General features: G+C 64.6%; 23 protein-coding genes and 2 tRNA genes. 4 read left to right on the top strand and 21 right to left on the bottom strand.

The window, feature by feature from the left end; translation table 11 throughout:
• Positions 1–17 precede the first annotated feature (17 nt).
• The 21 genes from Q7C18_RS02930 to Q7C18_RS02835 form a co-directional block, all read right to left on the bottom strand.
• Positions 18–1,250, bottom strand: coding sequence for a glycosyltransferase family 4 protein (locus Q7C18_RS02930; protein ID WP_311024100.1), 1,233 nt, complete (start codon positions 1,248–1,250; stop codon positions 18–20).
• A gap of 150 nt (positions 1,251–1,400) precedes the next feature.
• Positions 1,401–1,562 carry a helix-turn-helix transcriptional regulator gene (locus tag Q7C18_RS16750; protein WP_396954334.1) on the bottom strand — a complete coding sequence of 54 codons (162 nt, stop codon included), beginning with the start codon at positions 1,560–1,562 and terminating at the stop codon, positions 1,401–1,403.
• Positions 1,563–1,570: 8 nt separating this feature from the next.
• Positions 1,571–1,807, bottom strand: a complete 237-nt coding sequence (locus tag Q7C18_RS02925; RefSeq protein WP_311024098.1) for a hypothetical protein — start codon at positions 1,805–1,807, stop codon at positions 1,571–1,573.
• Positions 1,804–2,010: a hypothetical protein gene (locus Q7C18_RS02920; RefSeq protein ID WP_311024097.1), complete on the bottom strand. Its 207-nt coding sequence runs from the start codon at positions 2,008–2,010 to the stop codon at positions 1,804–1,806. Before Q7C18_RS02920 ends, Q7C18_RS02925 begins: the two co-directional genes overlap by 4 nt.
• Positions 2,007–2,333: a hypothetical protein gene (locus tag Q7C18_RS02915; RefSeq protein WP_311024096.1), complete on the bottom strand. Its 327-nt coding sequence runs from the start codon at positions 2,331–2,333 to the stop codon at positions 2,007–2,009. Before Q7C18_RS02915 ends, Q7C18_RS02920 begins: the two co-directional genes overlap by 4 nt.
• 30 nt (positions 2,334–2,363) lie before the next feature.
• On the bottom strand, positions 2,364–3,302 hold the full coding sequence (locus tag Q7C18_RS02910) for an AAA family ATPase (RefSeq protein ID WP_311024095.1): 939 nt from the start codon (positions 3,300–3,302) through the stop codon (positions 2,364–2,366).
• Entirely contained in the window at positions 3,299–4,294 is a 996-nt protein-coding gene (locus Q7C18_RS02905; RefSeq protein WP_311024093.1) for a cell division protein ZapB, read from the bottom strand. The genes Q7C18_RS02910 and Q7C18_RS02905 overlap by 4 nt, the downstream gene beginning before the upstream one ends.
• Positions 4,291–4,722 carry a dUTP diphosphatase gene (gene dut, locus Q7C18_RS02900; RefSeq protein ID WP_311024092.1) on the bottom strand — a complete coding sequence of 144 codons (432 nt, stop codon included), beginning with the start codon at positions 4,720–4,722 and terminating at the stop codon, positions 4,291–4,293. The genes Q7C18_RS02905 and dut overlap by 4 nt, the downstream gene beginning before the upstream one ends.
• A 38-nt stretch (positions 4,723–4,760) precedes the next feature.
• A complete protein-coding gene (locus tag Q7C18_RS02895) occupies positions 4,761–5,390 on the bottom strand; it encodes a hypothetical protein (protein WP_311024090.1) in 630 nt (209 codons plus the stop codon).
• Positions 5,387–5,773 (bottom strand): hypothetical protein, encoded by a 387-nt coding sequence (locus Q7C18_RS02890; RefSeq protein WP_311024088.1) that lies wholly within the window; start codon positions 5,771–5,773, stop codon positions 5,387–5,389. Before Q7C18_RS02890 ends, Q7C18_RS02895 begins: the two co-directional genes overlap by 4 nt.
• Complete coding sequence (locus Q7C18_RS02885; RefSeq protein ID WP_311024086.1) at positions 5,770–6,111, bottom strand: hypothetical protein; 342 nt, start codon at positions 6,109–6,111, stop codon at positions 5,770–5,772. The genes Q7C18_RS02890 and Q7C18_RS02885 overlap by 4 nt, the downstream gene beginning before the upstream one ends.
• 28 nt (positions 6,112–6,139) lie before the next feature.
• Positions 6,140–6,643: a hypothetical protein gene (locus Q7C18_RS02880; protein ID WP_311024084.1), complete on the bottom strand. Its 504-nt coding sequence runs from the start codon at positions 6,641–6,643 to the stop codon at positions 6,140–6,142.
• Between the two features lie 29 nt (positions 6,644–6,672).
• The gene (locus tag Q7C18_RS02875; protein ID WP_311024083.1) at positions 6,673–6,876 is read right to left on the bottom strand and encodes a hypothetical protein; all 204 of its coding nucleotides are present in this window, start codon (positions 6,874–6,876) and stop codon (positions 6,673–6,675) included.
• Between the two features lie 107 nt (positions 6,877–6,983).
• A complete protein-coding gene (locus Q7C18_RS02870; RefSeq protein WP_311024081.1) occupies positions 6,984–7,133 on the bottom strand; it encodes a hypothetical protein in 150 nt (49 codons plus the stop codon).
• Between the two features lie 132 nt (positions 7,134–7,265).
• The gene (locus Q7C18_RS02865) at positions 7,266–7,427 is read right to left on the bottom strand and encodes a hypothetical protein (RefSeq protein WP_311024079.1); all 162 of its coding nucleotides are present in this window, start codon (positions 7,425–7,427) and stop codon (positions 7,266–7,268) included.
• Positions 7,424–7,657: a hypothetical protein gene (locus Q7C18_RS02860; protein WP_311024078.1), complete on the bottom strand. Its 234-nt coding sequence runs from the start codon at positions 7,655–7,657 to the stop codon at positions 7,424–7,426. The genes Q7C18_RS02865 and Q7C18_RS02860 overlap by 4 nt, the downstream gene beginning before the upstream one ends.
• Complete coding sequence (locus tag Q7C18_RS02855) at positions 7,657–7,935, bottom strand: hypothetical protein (RefSeq protein WP_311024076.1); 279 nt, start codon at positions 7,933–7,935, stop codon at positions 7,657–7,659. Before Q7C18_RS02855 ends, Q7C18_RS02860 begins: the two co-directional genes overlap by 1 nt.
• A gap of 14 nt (positions 7,936–7,949) precedes the next feature.
• Positions 7,950–8,078 carry a hypothetical protein gene (locus tag Q7C18_RS02850; RefSeq protein WP_311024075.1) on the bottom strand — a complete coding sequence of 43 codons (129 nt, stop codon included), beginning with the start codon at positions 8,076–8,078 and terminating at the stop codon, positions 7,950–7,952.
• 92 nt (positions 8,079–8,170) lie between these two features.
• On the bottom strand, positions 8,171–8,560 hold the full coding sequence (locus Q7C18_RS02845; RefSeq protein ID WP_311024074.1) for a hypothetical protein: 390 nt from the start codon (positions 8,558–8,560) through the stop codon (positions 8,171–8,173).
• A 142-nt stretch (positions 8,561–8,702) separates the two neighbouring features.
• Positions 8,703–9,101, bottom strand: a complete 399-nt coding sequence (locus tag Q7C18_RS02840; RefSeq protein ID WP_311024073.1) for a hypothetical protein — start codon at positions 9,099–9,101, stop codon at positions 8,703–8,705.
• A 2,033-nt stretch (positions 9,102–11,134) separates the two neighbouring features.
• The gene (locus Q7C18_RS02835; RefSeq protein WP_311024072.1) at positions 11,135–11,467 is read right to left on the bottom strand and encodes a helix-turn-helix domain-containing protein; all 333 of its coding nucleotides are present in this window, start codon (positions 11,465–11,467) and stop codon (positions 11,135–11,137) included.
• Positions 11,468–11,525: 58 nt separating this feature from the next.
• Between Q7C18_RS02835 and Q7C18_RS02830 the strand changes: the two genes are divergently transcribed.
• The 4 genes from Q7C18_RS02830 (at position 11,526) to Q7C18_RS02815 (ending at position 13,808) form a co-directional block, all read left to right on the top strand.
• Positions 11,526–11,597 (top strand) — tRNA-Asn (locus Q7C18_RS02830).
• Positions 11,598–11,680: 83 nt separating this feature from the next.
• A tRNA-Trp gene (locus Q7C18_RS02825) sits at positions 11,681–11,753 on the top strand.
• 34 nt (positions 11,754–11,787) lie between these two features.
• Entirely contained in the window at positions 11,788–13,206 is a 1,419-nt protein-coding gene (locus Q7C18_RS02820; protein ID WP_311024070.1) for a galactosyltransferase-related protein, read from the top strand.
• Complete coding sequence (locus Q7C18_RS02815; RefSeq protein WP_311024068.1) at positions 13,203–13,808, top strand: hypothetical protein; 606 nt, start codon at positions 13,203–13,205, stop codon at positions 13,806–13,808. The genes Q7C18_RS02820 and Q7C18_RS02815 overlap by 4 nt, the downstream gene beginning before the upstream one ends.
• Position 13,809: the final 1 nt, after the last annotated feature.

Genomic DNA, 13,809 nt, shown 5'->3' with positions numbered 1-13,809 from the left:
CCGCCTGCCGGGGCCGCTCAGCGGCTGCCGGCCTTCCTGGGCGCCCGGCGGGCGTCCAGGAAGGCCAGGATCGCCGCCTCCATCGCCTCCGCGTGTCGCTCCGCGGTGTACCGGTCCCGGATGATCTCGAGTCCTCGGGCACCCATGCGCCGCAGACCGGCTGGGTCATCGACGAGCTCCTGCAGGACCTGCCGCAGCGACTCCGGATCTCCGCTGCGGTAGAGCCGTCCGGTCTCGCCGTCGATGACCGCTTCGATCTCCGGAGACGAGTCCGGGTTGCCGTCCTCCGCCACTACGGGCACGCCCAGGCTGAGCGCCTGGGTGACGTTGAGGCCCGCGCCGCCGATGGACACCGCGGCGTCGGCGCGTGCGTAGAGCTGACGCAACGTGGGCAGGTCGTAGACCGCACCCAGGAACTCCGCGTCGACGCCGGCCTCGACGAATCGTCGCTCCAGGCGGGGACGCTCGACGCCGTCTCCGACCACCAGGACACGAGGACGCGCCGCGGCGGGCATGAGCTCCAGGGCCTCGGCCAGCGTGTCCAGACGGTGCCGGGTGGTGAGTCGGGAGCTGTAGATCAGAGTGGGTCGGCGCGGCGCCTCGGGCGCGCCGACGGCGTCCTGCGGGTCGGCGTCCTGCTGGTCGGCGGCGTGCGGGTCGGCGTCAGCAGGTGCAGCGGCGATCTGGTCCTCCGCGTAGATGCTGTTGTAGACCACGGCGATCTTCTCCGCGGGGACCCCGTAGGAGACGCCCAGCTCGCGGGCCCGGTCGCCGTAGACCAGCAGACCGTCGCACAGCGCGTAGAAGGCCAGACGCAGCCGACGTTTCAGCCCGGCTTCGGGACGCTTCCAGCCGTGCCCCCACAGCAGCACCGTCCGCCCGGTGAGCTTGCCGGCGAGCATCGCGGCCCACGCCGAGAGCGTATAGATCCGTCCCGCCAGGACGTAGACGTCGTGGCGGCCGGAGAGCACGTCCCGCACCTGGCCGCGTTCCCACCACAGCTCGCCCCAGGAGAGGAAGCGCAGCGGGGTGACCTGAGCCAGCAGCTCCTCCGAGGCGGACTGGATACGGTCGGCCGCCGTGCCCTCGGAGTTGCGGTACCGTCCCACGAGGTCGACATCGAGGCGGGTGCTGGAAAGCAGACGGCGCAGCAGCGGTTCCCGGTAGTGCGAGACGGTCGGCTGGACGACGAGGAAGACCTTCGGCGGCGAATCCTGCTCCCGCGACGTTCGACGACCGGGGACTCGCATGCACGCTCCTCGTTGGAGACCGAGAGGGGAACTCGAGGGAACCTCAGAGCAGAGTTGGAGGGGATGACGGGAATCGAACCCGCGTCGTCGGTTTGGAAGACCGTGAGGACTTCCCCGCCATTCCGCCGATCCAGGCTATCTGTGTGTCCATTATGTGACAAGTCGGGCGCGCATCCATTGCTCGAGTCGAGACTCTGGGTAACGCACCACCCTGTGACTGTACTTCACGAATGGCGGACCATCGGCGCGGTGCTCCTCAAGCCAGCGGACGCTCACGCCCAGCCGCTCCGCAACCTCCTGGCGGGTGAGCATGGCGTCACTCATCGCCGCCCCTCCATCTCCTCGCGCGCCTGCGCCAGGCGCTCGTGGGCAACCCTGCCGAGCATCAGCGGCCACGCCAGGAAGCCGCCGCACACGAGGCGATAGCCCAGCGCGCGATCCTTTCGGGCCTGCTCGCTGTCCCAGTCGTCAAAGAGGTAGATGAGTCCGATGCCAAGGGCGGTCATGGCACCCCCCACATAGACCATGATGCTGAGGCCCACCAGTATTCCCATCATGCGAGCACCCACTGGTAGATATCGCGCGTCAACATGGTCGCCGCCATCCCGGCAAGCATGCCGGAGGCGATGGCGACAGTGATGACTCGACCGTCACTGTCGGCGTCGAGCCCGTCCTCAGTGAGGGCGGCGGCAAAGATGGCCAGGAGGGACCAAACGGCCGCGACCACCAGCCAAATGCAGATGACAACGAAGACCATCACGCCTCCTTCTTCTGGGCCAGGCCCACGCGCTGGTGGAACACGGAGCGCGAGTGCTCGAGCTTCATGGCCGCATCGGCCTTCTCGTCGGTGGAGGCGTGTTCGCCTCGCATGCCCACGCTCGTGTAGTGCATGGCTGCCGCGACCCACTCGGTCGCCTTCACCTTGATCTGCGTGGCGTCATGGTCGGTGAGCCAGGAGTCCTGCTCCTTGAGCTCGAGAAGGTCCAGGACCTTCGGGGCAATCTCATCGGGCTTGCCCGGCCCAGGTGCTGCATTGCGGGCAATCTCCACGATTGCCTCATGCAGCTCATTTCGCAGTGACATCGTCATCTCCTTGTCTAAGACATTGTCATGTCAGAAGTCTCCATAGTCGACCTGGAGGCAGGTCAGGCCAAGCTGCCGCCACATGCGGACCACGCGGTCCCGGTCGTCCAGCACGGCCATCACTCGGTAGTTGTCGCGCACGTGCTCGTTGAACAGGCGCAGCTTCACCTTGTCGTCGCGGACGCCCTGCTCGTACTCCTCGTTGGAGCGCATGTGCAAGGCGCTGTAGCCCACGCCGTGGCGGGCGAGCCACTCTTGGGTGTCGACCCGGCAGGACTCCGGGCGACCGCTCATGAGAATGACCTCACTGCCAGCGACGGCAAGGTCCTCCACCAGGTCGATCACGTTCCAGTTCGGCAGGTCCTCGAGCACCCGGCTGTAGTCGTAGGGACTGCGGCCGTTCATCTTGGCGAGCGTCCCGTCGATGTCCACGATGACCGCCCAGGGCTTCCCGGACGGCATCTCATATGGCTCCCCCTGCACGGCGTCGCTGGTGCGCAGCGGCTCCCACTCAATCGGGACCGCCTGGCCCTTCACGAAGCGCTCGTGCATGTTGCCGATAACCCTCGAGGGCACCGGCCTCTCCCGCCCGGCGTTCCGGGCCAGGCACACCTCCAGGCTCGCATCCGTGAAGTCATAGACATCCCAGGTGGCGCCATGATTCTCGGCGAATCCCAACCAGGTGCGCACTCGGCGCTGCGGCAGGTTGGTGTCGTCCAGGATGACCGCGCGCCCGTCCTTCAGTAGGCGAGAGACGGCAGCCTCCTGAATCTCAGTGATCGCCTGCTCGTAGAGCTGCCCGTGCTCGTCCTGCTCGTAGCCCCACGGCTTGAGCATGGCCCGGATCGAGTCACGCGAGACGACGGCCACTTCATCGTGCAGCAGGGCCTGAAATCCCGCGTGCCGCGACTTCCCGGAGCCCGGCAGGCCCCGCATTACCGTAAGGTGTCCCTTCGGACGCTCGCTCATTCTTCCTCCCCCGTCAGGCCCCATCGGCCTCCAGTTGGTTTGTTCTTGCGCCACACCGCACCCAGCGCTCGCGGCGTGAAGTTGCCGTCGTTGAGCCACAGCTCCAGCGAGGCATTCCACGGCAGGTCAGAGTCGCCGAAGTGCTCCTTCAGGTGCACCACGGCCTGCTTGCGCGTGAGGTCCTCGCCGAGCAGGAGCAGCTCGCCGTGCCGTACGCTCACCGTGATGAGGTCCTTGGCTGCGCAGCGCGCGATCTCATCGGCCGTGCGCTCCATCCAGTCGTGGAACTCATCCGGCACCACCTTTGCGCGGACGACGGTGACCTCGTGGGGGTAGGCGGCACCCGCCCCGTCCGGCCAGTCACGGCTGTCCACGCGCACCCAGAACTCGCCGTCGAACCACGCCGCAACTGGCCCGTCCAGCACGTCGCCCTGGAAGTGCGTCACGATGCCCACGTCACCCGTCTTCGGCCTCCACGGCTCCGGCTCAGGGTCCGGGACTGGCGCGTCGGCCAGCAGGACGATGCGCCGGGCCATGCCCACCGTCAGCGCCATTGCGCCGCTATCAGTGACCAGGGCACTGCCCTTCGACCTCAGGGCTCTCCAGGAGCCAGCGGCATCCTTGACCGCCACGGTCTGCCCGTCTCGAAGTTCGTCCGGGGTGATCACTCGCGGAACCGTGGTGTCCGGGGCCTGTGCGGCCAGCGCCCGCTCCAGATCAGCGCGCAGCTCATCACGATGAGGGGCGGCATCCTCCATCGCCTCGCGGAGGATGCGACTTCCCTCCCGCAGCTCCTCCGCTTCGGCGCGGGCTTCGTCGATCTCCATCCGCAGCTCTCGGTTCTCATCCAGCAGCTCACCGATGCGCGCCACGCGCGGCCTCAGCCATGCCTTCAGGTTGTGCTCAACGAAGTTGTCAAGCTCCTGCTCGACCGCCTCGACCCCCTCGCCCGACTCTCGCCGCTGCGCCAGGGTCTTCTCGTTCTTGCTCATGCGGCCACCACCTTCAGTCCGGTGGAGCCGAACCCGCCGTCGCCCCGCTCGGTATCCATGTCCAGCTCGGCGACGCGCACCGCAGTCACGTCGGCCAGCGGGAGGATCAGCAGCTGCGCGATGCGGTCGCCGTGGTCCAGCTCAGCCCCGTAGTCATTGCGGTTGTGCAGCAGCACGCCCACCTCGCCCCGATAGTTGGCGTCGATGATGCCCGGCGAGTTGGCCACTACCAGCCCTTCACGCGCCATGGATGACCGGCTGACGACCATGCCCACATGGCCTGCGGGGATGGAGACGCTGACCCCAGTGCCCACCAGAGCCGTCTCGTGGGGCTCGATGCTCACTCCCCCGACGTTGTTCACCGCCAGGTCGAACCCGGCGTCGCCGTCGCGCTTCTGCAGTGGGTGAGTGTTGCTCGTGTAGTCCATGTTCACGTTTTCCCCTAGTTGTTCAGTGCGGACTGCAGTCAGTCCATCTCGATGATTCCTCGCGCCGACATGAAGTAGACGTCGGCCTGTCCGATGCGGACGCGCATGGCGCCCTTGTCTCCTACTGCGCGCATCTCCCACACCTCGACGTCAGACGGCGGCTTGCCGGTCTTGATCTTGGTGAGCTTCTGCGCCATGTCCTTCGTGAGTCGGACGCCACGAACCTCGCGGTCCTCGCGCCCGAGCCACTCATCCGCCAGCTCGTAGAGCCCGACGTGCTCGGCAGTCGACCCCAGGTTCTCGGCGGAGGGGGACTCTCCCAGGTCCACCAGCGTTTGGTCGCCGTGCGTCACGGTGAAGCGACTCCCCAGCTCCACCTGCACGGCGGTGTCCTTGCGCCCGAATCCATCCACCTTGCGCAGCGCCTTGGCGAAGTCGGCCACCTCGTAGCGGTCCACCATGAGCCCGTCGCCAGGCTCCATGCCCTCCACCTCGCGCGACTCTCGAAGCAGTGCGTAGAGATGGAAGCCGTAGGCCGTCAGCGCACCGTCCTCCGGTCGCAGGTAGATCGTGTCGTTGAAGTCACTCGGCCCCTTGTAGGTCGAGAACTCCACGGCGTTGTCGATCAACTCGGCCAGCAGCTTCGGGTGAACGTTGGCCGCGCTCACTTCTTGCCCCCGATCCTCAGCTTTCCGCCGTGGAAGGGGGACGGCTGGCGCTCCGGCTTGTCCTCCGTGCGCTGGTATGGGTTGGACGGGTCCGCCAGGCTGTCACTGGCTAGCCAGTCGGAGGTCAGAAAGGTGCCATGCGGGTCCTCGACGCCGCCCTCCACCCATGTCTCCCATGCGTCAGCGGTCGGGAGCACGGAATAGCTGGCGATGTCTTCGGCGTTCATGCCGCCCATGAGCTGGGCTTCACCCAGCTCCAAGTCGATGTCCAGGAAGCTCAGGAAGCCCTCAGACAGGCTCAAGTTGTCGCAGAACACGATGCGCTGCGCGCCGTCCTTGCCGACGATCAGCACACCCCATGTGTGGTCAGGAAGCTCACTCATGCGGCCACCCCCTCGTCGCTCACCAGCAGGTCGCGCAGCGTCTCCCGCAGCAGTCCGGGCAGTTCATCCCGGATGACCTCGCGGATCGCGCCCTCCACCTGGTGCTCAGTGCGGACCAAGTGATCCAGCACCATGGAGCGCACGATGTCTACCGAGTCGTTCAGGGCCAGCGGGAACTCATCGCCCGCAACGGTGAGAATTGATCGCGTGGAGTCCCGCTCGATCCCCTCAAGAATTCCCGTGACGACGGACTCCTCATTGGTCAGGTCGTCATAGGTGTCAATGGTCACGGTCTGACCGATGTTTCCAGCGTGCAGCTGGCCTACATTGATTCGCATATGCGGTTATCCCCTAGTTGCTTGCGTCTTATGCCGCAAGTGCGGCGTCATGCTTGCGGATTCTCTGGCCGAGCCGCGCTCCGCTGACAGGCTCAGTGTCTACGTACTGCACGAGCTCTGCGGCTAGCGCGGCTGCCTCGTCTAGCTCTTCCGGCGTCCAGCCGAAAGCATCGCGCGGGGCCTCCATCGGGAGTCCAAGCTGAGCCTCCAGCTCTCCCGCCAGGCGCTCAGCGCGGCCGTCTCCTTCGTCCTCATCCAGCCAGTGGTCGGACTCCAGCGTCGGAGCATATGCCTCGCGGCGCTCGATGGACTCGGCGTGAAGCTCCAGCGCCGCGCTTGTCGTCCACCCTCCGGGCGGCACCGGCATGCGGCGGACTTCCATCTCGTGCGCTGCCTCGGCGTGGGTCATGTGCTCCCATTCGACAAGGTAGGTCACCTCGCCCGCCAGCCACTCTCGCACTTCGTCGTAGGGCCTGCCCCGGCGCACGTGGTACATCTTCTCGATCTGCCGCTCGGTCGTCGTGGCGCCCATGCGCCCGGCTGACCCCTTGCTGCCCACGCTCAGGCCACCTCAATCCGTGAGACCTGCGCGGCGCCACGGTCCAGCACCTCTTCAACCTCAGTCAGCCACGCCTTCGGCATGGGTGCATAGCTCCCCTTGCGGCGCATGTGGTTGGCGGTGGTGAACGTCTTGAGACGCCCATAGTCAACGCCGGTCTCTTCGGTCCCGGCGTACTCCTCGACGGTGATAATTGCGTCGCTCATGGCAGACCTGTATCCTTTCGAGTGCATTAGCACTATCCCCTAGTTGTTCAATGCGCTGCCCCGGCATGGAGTGCTAGCCCCATGCCGGGGCATTCTTCTGTTCGGGCTCAGTGAACCCGGAGCACCGTCTCTCCAGTGCGGGCGGTGTCGTTCACGTAGACGTCCACGAGAATGACCTCCTTGCCGTCCGTGTCGATGGTCGTTGAGACATCCACGGTCGTGCCGCTGGCAAGACGTGTGTATGACCAGTTGGTCATGGTTTCCCTCCTCAAGTGATGCGATGCATCAAGACGTTAACATTAAGGTCAACGGCGTGTCGTACTTGCGCTAGACCCTGTTAGCCATGTAGCCGAATCGTTATTGATTGTATGACATCGTCATGACATGCGTCAAGCTGACGATGCCAGGACCTCCCGCTCCACAGCCTCGACCAACTCTTGCAGCTGCCCGGCCAGCCACTCCGACGACTCAATGTTGGGATAGGGGTCGGCGTCGTACTCTTTCAGTAGCTCACGCGCGCCACGCATGGCCTCGCTCAGGCTTGCCGTCATCCCTCAACCTCCTGCCAGAACTCCAGCACCTCACGGGAGATGGAGTCCACGCGCGGCAGGTCGGCGTCCCGCAGCGCCCGGTTCAGCTCGGACGCGATGAACTCCAACTCATCCGCGCCGTCCCACTCGGGACGACCTCCCAGCGCCGCCGCCAGGTCGATCACCAGTTCGGCCAGCTTCTCCCCTACTCGGCTGTTCAGCTGCTCGATTGCTTCGTCTCGCCTATCCATCACAATTCCTCTCCCTTGCATTCCGTCTTGATCTTGTGGTGCTCATCCAGTGCTGGAATGAGCATGTCGATTCGGTAATCCTCTAGCCGCGTCAGCTCAGCGTCAGCGGTGCGCAGGTCTCCACGGACCTCGGCGCGGATCACCTCATGGGCGATACCCATAGACTCGGCATAGTGGCCGACCACCCGGTCCGCAGCGTCCACAGCCTCACGGCAACTGTCGCTATCGGTGGCGCTCACGACGCCTAGGCTCATGGCGGCGACGGCGATAGTCGCCACGGCTCCCGCGCGCCTCATGGAGTCGCCTCATTGAGCGCGGCGACGATGCGTTCAGCGTCGCGCCGCGTCATCGTCTTGACGTAGCCGCATGCGAACCCCTGTGCGGAAATGTCGCCGGTCGACGTCTTGAGTGCAGTGTCCATGACTTATCCCCTAGTCATTTCGTGTTGATTATTGCTGCCCTAAGCGGACACTCCCGGCCAGGGACCTATGGCCCCTGGCCAGTGATGCGCGCTCAGTACGTGCGGAACCAGGTCGTTCCGTGCTCGACGACCTCCCCCGCCGTCTCGGCATCCTCGGCCATCTGCTCCGCGATGATGTGCGAGTACCGGACCGCCAGGGATGACGGCTGCTCAGTCTCCTCAATCAACTCGGCGTAGTACTCCACAATGTCGTCGCCCATGTACTTGTCATGCGCGTCGTCAATAGCTTCCGTGAGGTCGTCGTCCGTGAACTCCCCTCGGAGGTGGTAGGCGTGGTCCTCGGCGATGAACTCGGCCAGGTCCTCCAGGTTCTCGCCGTAGTAGTCCACCTCCCCCGCGTCGCCGCGCACCGTGAGCCGGTCCAGAATGGCACCCTTCACGTCGGTGCCCGCGTCGCCGAGGTCGATCTTCCAGTCGCTCATGACTATCCCCTAGTCTTTCGTTCCATTGGCAAGCCATTCACCTGCCATTGTCATGTCACCATTTGATATAGGTAGACACTCCCACCCAGGGACACAAGGTCCCTGGGCAGTGATGCCCAACTAGATCACCTGTGCGGGCCGATCACCAATTGATCTGCTCCCAGGTCGCGGTCCCATAACCCCGCTCATTGTCCTGCACCCCTCGGAAGCTCCCCAGTGCGGCTGACATGAACTCGATACCCTCCCGTTCGGTGCGGCGAGAGAACTCGCCCAGCAGGGGGAGCTGCACCCGCTCCAGGCCGTGAAGCACGTCCTTAATGTCGCCCCGAGTGTCAGCACCCACGCTCATGAGGTCAATTTCGTTCAGCTCGGCCATGAGGGTGACAATCGCTGACATCTGCCAGAACAGTTCGTCGTAGGCGAGCCCGTCCAGGTGCTCCGACTCGGAGCGCATGACCTGGTCAGCCGGGTCAAACTCTGAGACGAAGCTCATGGCCTTGCCGATAAGCGCGTCAGTTTCGGTGATAATTGCGTTGTTCATTTCTATCCCCTATTTCGTCAATGCTGGACTGTTCCCAGCGGGAAGCACCTTAATTCGTGGACCAAGGTGCAACCCTCCGATAACAGTAGTAGTTGAGTTGCATTGGGTCTGACTATGATGACGAATTGAACTCTATTCCTATCACTCTCCCCTAGTTGAATTGCATTTCATTTGAACCCTTATGGATTCAGCCAAGGTCTCAGTTCAAGTCTACAACCTGTGAGCTGAGACCAAGGCAGAATCAATAGTGATTCTGTGGCGACGTGCCGCCGAGTATAACCTAGCGCCTTTAAGCTTTCTTTCCAGCAATGTGCGAGCACAGTTTGCGCGGTGTCTACGGGGGCCAACACGGGACAGGTCAACCGCCATCCCCCCGAACCAACTCGGTTCGTCGCTATTCAGTTTCCAAGTAACGTCCGCCGCTTTCGCGACTCGCCGTCTCTCACCCGGCTTGTGACTTCCACTCTAGCAGAGTGTCATGTCATTGTCAAACTCTGAAATTCTGTGGACCGAAGCAGTTCGATCCGTGACCGGTGTGATCCGATCTGTCATCAACTCTAACCGTTTGGCTAGCCGTTGTCAACCTGGCCTGTGAGCCATGGACGGTGGACCGTTCTCGTGAGTCGCCTCATTGGAGGTCAAGCCCCTTACCGTGTCCCGTTGTCCGTGGTGACCACTCTAGCGGAGTGTCATGCCATTGTCAACCCGGCTGCTGTTTGGTTGTGAAGTTGCCGTCGCCCTGTGGCGATGACTCCACACTAAGCCCATCGGCATGCCAATGTCAAGCCGGAATGACGACCGCGTCATGACAAGTTCACCGCGACGCGCGTATGCGTCGCGTGGACCGGGCGACGGCAGGAGTGCCGCTGTGCGGCGCTGTGCGCCCGCCTCACGGCCTCGCAGGGGTCCGGTGGGGTGTGTGGTGGGTAGCGCCTCTGCTAGGCCCGCAGAACGGCGCACAGCGCTCCGGCGCTGCGCTGCGCTCCCCCCGGCTGCGCTGCTGCGCTCACGACGTCGCTGCTGCAACATTGCGCAAATCGCTTTCGCGAACCCTCGCGTGCGGACCCCCGCGTACGCGCGTGACGTGCCCGCGTCATGCATGCGCCCGCGTGATACACCACCCAAAGGGGCGGGGGCAACCCCCCTCGGGGAACCTCCTTCACCGCTGCGTCTCAGCACGCGGCTATGCGTACGGGTTACAGAGCCCGTCTGAGAGCCCCTGAGAAGCGACGGAGACCCTGTGTGGGTGATTGCTCGAGAGGCAAAACGAGAGCCCCGGAGGCAGGCTCACGGGGCTGCTGAGGGGTGCCTGTGGGGCGAGTCGGGGCGAGGGCCTGGACATGAGCAAGGGCTCGAGCCACCTGGGCCTGGCCCAGGGCAGCATGAGGGCCTGCAAAGCAACCGACATCCAGAGTACCTATGAGGGGGTAAGGGGGTTAAGAGGCTAAGGGGCTCTAGGGATTAAGAGCCTCTAGGACTCTTGTTCCTCTTGGGTTCTCTGTAGCCCTTAGAGGCTTCTAGTTCCTCTTGAGTCTTCTAGGGCTCTTAGGAGCCTCTACTTCCTCTTAGTCCCTCTTGGACTCTTAGAGCCCTTGGAGTTCTCTGGGTCCTTAAAGGCTCTGTGGGTCTTCTAAGGGCTCCGACACCCCCTGTACCTATGGAGGGCCTAGGGGCTCTTCTTGGGTCTGGTCAGGTCCGGGCAGAGGGGCGGCGCCAGCCGCCCCGTGTGGGCCTCTTGAGCCCACCGACATCCAGAGTACCTATGAGAGAACAATTCAGAATCTTCTAGGGGTTGTAGGCCCCTTCACAACCTTCCTTGGTCAAGGCTTTCTCACGGGCCTCGGCCAAGGGTAGACAGAAGCCCCAGGCGCAAGCGGCGGTTCTGACCGCGCACTGACTAGCGGGTCAGCGGCTTGCGTCTGGGGCTTCGTAGGTAAGTCATGGCCTAGAGGGTGCGGCTCGGTCTTCTGCCCAGGAGCCTCCCCCTCTCCCCTGCTCCCCTGTGGGGCCTGGAGCCCCCTCTGGGTCATGGCTCACATGAAGGAGTCGAAGGCCCTCTTGGCCTTGTCAGCCTCCTCGAGCCTTCGGGTTATCTCCCTGGCGAGGTCCACGAGTGGCACGACGCGCAGGTTGACGCCGTAGTCGACCTTGTCGCTGAGGGCCTCGATTGCCTGGAGGGCTCGCTCGTAGTTCCGCGTACTCAAGGACTCCGGCTCAATCTCCCAGCGGATCAGCGTACGAGAGCTGATTCCCAGCGTCTGGGCCACTTCCTCGCGGGTCAGGCTGTGCTTCTCTCGCTCGGCGCGCAGGTGCAGCTGGTTGCCCGTGAGCTCTTCGGCATGCTTGGTTTCGTAGCGCTTGTCCATGTTGTCATGATATCAGTCACGCCAATGGATAGCCAATAGCAAGCTATTCCCTTTCCAATCCCCAGTAGCTCAGTGGCAGAGCATCCGACTGTTGATCGGCGGCGCGCAGGTTCGAGTCCTGCCTGGGGAGCTGCGCCCGACGGGCTCATAACCCAACCCAGGCGCCCTCGCGGGGGATTCGTCCACTGCTGCTTCAGTGGCCTGCGGGGATCAGTCACTCTAGCTCAACTGGAAGAGCAGCGGTCTCCAAAACCGCCGGTTGCAGGTTCGAGTCCTGCGGGTGGCGCTCATCAAGCCTGCGACGAGAGGTTCCCACCGCCATGCCCGACGTGACTATCGACGGCATCCGCTACGTCCCCATCGTGGACGAGGCTGGCGACATGCCGACAGGTCGAGTCGGGATTGCGGTCACCACCTACGGTCGTGACGCCATCCTCCAAGACACCCTGGAGCGCCTGACGCCCCTCCTGCCGCCCGGCGCGGTGGCCGTGGTGGTGGACGACGGGTCCGACACCAGCGTGGCCCCAGAGGCCCCGTGGGAGCTCATCAAGCTCGAGCAGAACCTGGGAGCCCCTAGCGCCAAGAATCGCTGCCTCGAGGCGCTCTACGAGGCGGGCGTCGAGCACTTCTTCCTCTTCGATGATGACACCTACCCCACTGAGGGTGGATGGTGGATTCCCTACGCAGCCTCCCCCGAACCCCACCTGCAGTACCAGTTCCCCTCGGCCCCGGACCACTGGCCGATCCGAGAGCTCCGCAGGGACGGCCAGCACCGCGCCTTCGAGCGCAGCCGAGGCCCCATGCTCTACGTGCACCGCTCAGCGGTGGATGAGGTCGGGGGCTTCCACTGCGCCTTCGGGAAGCGCGGCGGCTGGCATGAAGACTTCAGCCTCCGTGTCAACGAGGCCGGGCTGACAAAGTACCCATTCCAGGATGTCATCGCCCCCGCGCTCTACTGCCGCGACCAGGACGAGAAGGGCATCAGCAGCCGCTCGCACAAGGCTCACAGCCTCTGGCAGTACGTGGATCGCGCATCACTCCCCCGCTACGCCGAGTTCCGCACCACGCCGGTTCCGGTCCTGGTCCCCCGTCGCCCTGACGGCGGCCACCGGGACGAGCTCTGGAAGTTCCTCCAGGAGGCTGTGTGGGCCGACAGGAGCGACTACCAGCTTATCGAGGGGCTCCACCCCTGGGGTCCGTTCAACAGGGCTGCAGCGCTCAACACGGCTGCTCGCATCGCGGGCAACTGGGACGTGGCAGTCATCAGTGACGGCGACGCCTGGGTGCCCGACGCCCAGCTGGACGCAGCCGTGGAGGCGGCTCGAGAGACCGGAAAGCTCGTCTCGGCACTGACCGAGGTCAAGATGCTCTCCGAGGCCAGCACGCAGACGATCCTCGAGACGGGCGACCGCAGCAAGGGCCGCGCGTCGAGCGTCAAGAAGAAGGATGGCGAGACCCGTTCGATCTGCCTGGCAGTTCCGCGCGCAGTCTTCGAGGCCGTGGGCGGATTCGATGAGGGGTACCGCCACTGGGGCGCCGAGGATGAGGCGTTCTGGCACGCCTGCAAGGTGGCCGCTGGCGCCCCCGAGCGCGTTTCCGGCCCCGCATTCCACCTCTACCACCCTCCCGCCTCAACTCGGGAAGAGCGCTCCACGGACCCCGCGTATCAGCGCAACTGGGACCGCTGGCTGCGCTTCTCGCAGCTGACGACGCTGGAGGGGATCAGGAGCTTCACGTGAAGATCGCCGTCGTTGGACACCACGAGCGCCAGGCAGTCGCCACGCGCCTCGCCGATGCCCTCGAGGCCGAGGGTCTGTTCATTGACGAGGGTCACCACGGAAGCCTCTGGAATCACGAGCGCGCCCTGCTGTGGGCCGAGGGCCAGGACGAGAGGGTCCTGGTTCTAGAGGAGGACGCCCTCCCCTGCCAGGGCTTCCGAGAGGCCGCATCGGGCCTCCTGGAGCGTTTCCCAGACGACCTGGTCTCCCTGTACCTGGGCACGGGTCGTCCGCCTCAGTGGCAGGAGCAGATCGCCCTGAGTCTCATCGCCTCAGACGCGGCCAGGACCTCCTACTTGGTCCTTCCGCAGCTGCTGCATGGCGTGGCCTACTCGGTCCCGCACCACAGCGTCTCAAGCGTCCTGGCGGGCCTCCAGAAGGGTCCCGCCGACTACTCCATCGGCAATGCCTGGCGAGACGCTGGCGGCGGGCCGATCATCTACCCGACCTTCAGCCTGGTTGACCACATGGACGGTCCCAGCGTGGAGGCACACCCTGACGGAAGGCCCCGACTCGAGCGGAGGCAAGCCTGGCGCCCACCGAGGCGCCTCATGACTCTCTGAA

Source organism: Nesterenkonia sp. CL21 (genome assembly GCF_031705515.1).
Lineage (GTDB): Bacteria > Actinomycetota > Actinomycetes > Actinomycetales > Micrococcaceae > Nesterenkonia > Nesterenkonia aethiopica.
The sequence above is the reverse complement of the archived record's forward strand: the minus strand, read 5'-3'. Positions and strand labels throughout refer to the sequence as shown.